This window comes from Shimia sp. (assembly GCF_041624275.1).
Lineage (GTDB): Bacteria > Pseudomonadota > Alphaproteobacteria > Rhodobacterales > Rhodobacteraceae > Shimia.
Genome location: NZ_JBFJVE010000224.1, coordinates 1 through 4,282 on the forward strand (window position 1 = coordinate 1; position 4,282 = coordinate 4,282).

Genomic DNA, 4,282 nt, shown 5'->3' on the forward strand with positions numbered 1-4,282 from the left:
CCACCCCGACCGAGGGCGAGCGCATCGCGCTGTTTGCCGTCGGCGGCTATGGGCGCGGCGAGATGGCACCGCAGTCGGATGTCGACCTGTTGTTCCTGACCCCCTACAAGATCACCGCCTGGGCCGAGAGCGTGATCGAGAGCATGCTCTACATCCTGTGGGATCTGCGGCTCAAGGTCGGGCATGCCTCGCGGACGGTGAACGATTGCCTGCGGCTCGGCGCCGAGGATTACACGATCCGCACCGCACTGCTGGAAAACCGCTTTCTGCGCGGCCATGAACCGCTGAACGAGGAACTCAACAGGCGGCTGGAGAAGGATCTGTTCCGCGGCAGCGAGCGCGACTTCATCGACGCCAAGCTCGGTGAGCGCGACAGCCGTCACGAGAAGCAGGGCCAGCGCTATATGGTCGAGCCCAACGTCAAGGAGGGCAAGGGCGGCCTGCGCGACCTGCAGTCGTTGTACTGGATCGCCAAATACGTCTACCACGTTCAGGACGCCCACGATCTTCTGGGCAAGGGGCTGCTGCGCGAGGACGAATACCGGCGCTTCGTCGCGGCCGAGAACTTTCTCTGGGCGGTGCGTGGTCACATCCACCTGATTGCCAAACGCCCGGTCGAACAGCTGACCTTCGACATCCAGGTCGAGGTCGCCGATCGCATGGGCTATGCCGACAAGGGCGGGCGCCGCGCGGTCGAGCATTTCATGCAGGAATACTTCCGTCACGCCACCAGCGTCGGCGACCTGACCCGGATTCTCCTGACCAAGCTCGAGGCCGACCATGCCAAGTCCGCGCCGCTGGTCGAACGCCTGTTCCGCCGCAAGCGCCGGGTCAAGCCCGGCTACAAGGTCATCCGCAACCGTCTGGCAGTGATCGACAACAAGGCCTTTCTCGCCGACAAGCTGAACATCCTGCGCCTGTTCGAAGAGGGGCTGCGCACCGGGTTGCTGATCCACCCGGATGCGATGCGGCTGGTCACCGCCAATCTCGACCTGATCGACGACGAGATGCGTCAGGACAAGGAGGCGCGGCGCATCTTCCTTGGCCTGCTGCTGAAACACGGCAACCCGGAACGGGCGCTGCGGCGGATGAACGAGCTTGGCGTGCTGGCGGCCTTCATCCCCGAGTTCGAGCCGATCGTGGCGATGATGCAGTTCAACATGTATCACTCCTACACCGTGGATGAGCACACCATTCAGGTGATCTCGAACTATGCCGAGATCGAGCGCGAAGAGCTGCAATCGGAATTGCCGCTGTCCTCCGAGATCCTGAAGACCGGGATCAACCGCAAGGTGCTGATGGTGGCGATGCTGCTGCATGACATCGGCAAGGGGCGCGACATCGACCATTCGATCCTCGGGGCGCAGATCGCCCGCAAGGTGGCGCCCAGCCTCGGGCTGAACAAGTCGGAATGCGAGACCGTGGAATGGCTGGTGCGCTATCACCTGCTGATGTCGGACACGGCGCAGAAACGCGATGTCGCCGACCCGCGCACGGTGCGCGGCTTTGCCAAGCTGGTGAAATCGGTCGACCGGCTGAACCTGCTGACGGTGCTCACGGTCTGCGACATCCGCGGCGTCGGCCCCGACACATGGAACAACTGGAAGGCGGTGCTGCTGCGGGCGCTCTACAAGCAGACCCGGCTGGTGCTCGAGGACGGCATGGAGGCGCTGAGCCGCGAAACCCGCGGCGCCGAGGCCAAGCAGCAACTGCGCGCCGAGCTGTCGGACTGGCCGGCACGGGATCTCAAGCACGAAACCGCGCGCCATTACGACCCCTATTGGCAGGGGCTGCACATCACCGCCCATAAGGTGTTTGCCGAACTGCTGCGCGGCATCGGCACCGACGAGGTCCGCATCGACCTGCACCCCGACGACGATCGCGACGCGACGCGGGCCTGTTTCGCCATGGCCGACCACCCCGGCATCTTCAGCCGCATGTGCGGCGCGCTGGCTCTGGTCGGGGCCAATATCGTCGATGCCCGCACCTTCACCTCGAAGGACGGCTATGCCACCGCCGCCTTCTGGATTCAGGATGCCGAGGGCAAACCCTATGAGCTGGGCCGCCTGGCGCGGCTGCGGCAGATGATCGAAAAGACCCTCAAGGGCGAGGTCGTGGCCACCGAGGCGATGCGCTCGCGCGATGTCATCAAGAAGCGCGAACGCGCCTTCAAGGTGCCGACCACGATCACTTTCGACAACGAAGGCTCCGAGATCTACACCATCATCGAGGTCGACACCCGCGACCGCCCCGGCCTGTTGTTCGACCTCACCCGCACGCTGGCCAACAGCAATGTCTATATCGCCAGCGCGGTGATCGCCACCTATGGCGAACAGGTGGTCGACGCCTTCTATGTCAAGGACATGTTCGGGCTGAAGCTGCACGCCAAGTCGAAACAGGACGGGCTGGAGCGCAAGCTGCGCGACGCCATCGAGAAAGGCGCTGAAAGGGCCGTGTCGTGAAACCGATAAGGCTGATGCGCGGGTTTTTCACCGTCGGCGGCTGGACCATGGCCAGCCGCATCCTCGGTTTTCTGCGCGATGCGCTGATCCTTGCCTTTCTCGGCACCGGCCCCTTGTACGAGGCCTATGTGGTGGCCTTCCGGCTGCCCAACATGTTTCGCCGCTTCTTTGCCGAAGGGGCCTTCAACATGGCCTTTATCCCGATCTTCTCGAAGAAGCTTCAAGGCGAGGAGAACGCCCTTGGCTTTGCCCGCGAGGCCTTTGCCGGGCTGGCGGCGGTGCTGATCGGGCTGACGCTGCTGGCGCAGATCACTATGCCCTGGCTGATCTGGGGGCTGGCCTCGGGGTTTTCCGGGCAGGCGCAGTTCGACCTCTCGGTCGAATTCGGGCGCATCGCCTTTCCCTATATCCTGTTCATTTCGCTGGCGGCCCTGCTGTCGGGGGTATTGAACGCCACCGGGCGCTTTGCCGCCGCCGCGGCGGCGCCGGTGTTGCTGAATGTGCTTCTGGTCGGGGCGATCACCGCCGCCGCCTGGCTGGGCTGGGACGTGGCGCGGGCGCTGATCTGGATGATCCCGGTGGCCGGCGTGGCGCAGCTGGCGCTGGTCGGCTTTGCCGCGGCCCGGGCCGGGTTCTCCATGTGCCTGCAACGACCACGCTGGTCGCCCGACATGCGGCGCCTTGTGCGGATTGCCATCCCCGCCGCCATGGCCGGCGGCGTGGTCCAGATCAACCTTCTGGTCGGCCAGCAGGTGGCCTCCTATTTCGACCGCGCGGTGGGCTGGCTGTTCGCCGCCGACCGGCTGTACCAATTGCCGCTGGGCGTCGTCGGCATCGCCATCGGCATCGTGCTGCTGCCCGACCTGTCGCGGCGCCTGAAGTCCCATGACGAGGCCGGTGCCCGGGTGGCGTTTTCGCGGGCCGCCGAAATATCGCTGGCGCTGACCATTCCCTGCGCCGTGGCTCTGGTGGTGATCCCGCTGCCGCTGGTCTCGGTGCTGTTCGAACGCGGCGCCATCACCTCGGACGACAGCGCCGCGATCGCGGTGGCGGTGGCGATCTACGGGCTCGGCCTGCCCGCCTTCGTGTTGCAGAAGATCCTGCAACCGCTGTTCTTTGCCCGCGAAGACACCAGGAGCCCGTTCCGCTACGCGCTGTGGGCGATGGTGGTCAATGCCGCTCTGGCGGTGGGGCTGGCGCCGCTCATCGGCTGGATGGCCTCGGCGATCGCCACCACGCTGGCCGGCTGGGTGATGGTGGTGCTGCTGGCGCGGGGCACGCGGCCGATGGGCTATGTGGTGAAATTCGACGCCCGGCTGCGCAAACGGCTGCCGCGCATCTGCTGGGCCTCGGCGATCATGGGGCTGGCGCTGTGGCTGAGCGCGGTGCTGCTCGGGCCGATGCTGGGCTCGGAGGGCTGGCGCTATCTGGCGCTGGCCCTGCTGATCGTCGCCGGGGCCCTGGCCTATTTCGTCTCGGGGCAGATGATCGGCGCCTTCCATATTTCGGATTTCAAGAAGGCCTCGCGGCGGCAGATCTGAGCGCAAGCCGGATGGCGAAGGCAAGGTGCGTGTGAACACGCACCCTACGGGCCTAGGGCGTGGACTCAATTGCGCGTAGTCAGATCCTTGCGGATGCGAGTGCGACGGCAGCCATGAAGTTGGCGGCGTGTTTCTCGAACCGGGTTGCGATGCGGCGGAACTGTTTGAGATTGCAGAAGAATCGTTCAACGAGGTTACGCTGCCGGTAAAGCTCGGCTGGAACGCTGCGTTGGATGCGGACGCGGCTCTGGGTCGGGATATGCGCCTCACCGCCCCGCG

General features: G+C 65.3%; 3 protein-coding genes. 2 read left to right on the top strand and 1 reads right to left on the bottom strand.

The features are described 5' to 3' along the window. Both ABZD10_RS14005 and murJ read left to right on the top strand, forming a co-directional pair. Positions 1 to 2,462: [protein-PII] uridylyltransferase (locus tag ABZD10_RS14005; protein WP_372887397.1), on the top strand; the 2,462-nt coding region annotated here is incomplete at its 5' end. Then, the gene (murJ, locus tag ABZD10_RS14010) at positions 2,459 to 4,003 is read left to right on the top strand and encodes a murein biosynthesis integral membrane protein MurJ (protein ID WP_372887398.1); all 1,545 of its coding nucleotides are present in this window, start codon (positions 2,459 to 2,461) and stop codon (positions 4,001 to 4,003) included. The genes ABZD10_RS14005 and murJ, both read left to right, overlap by 4 nt. 79 nt (positions 4,004 to 4,082) lie before the next feature. On the opposite strand, the gene ABZD10_RS14015 is transcribed toward murJ, so the two are convergent. Further along, positions 4,083 to 4,262, bottom strand: coding sequence for a transposase (locus tag ABZD10_RS14015; protein WP_372887400.1), 180 nt, complete (start codon positions 4,260 to 4,262; stop codon positions 4,083 to 4,085). Between the last annotated feature and the right edge of the window lie 20 nt (positions 4,263 to 4,282).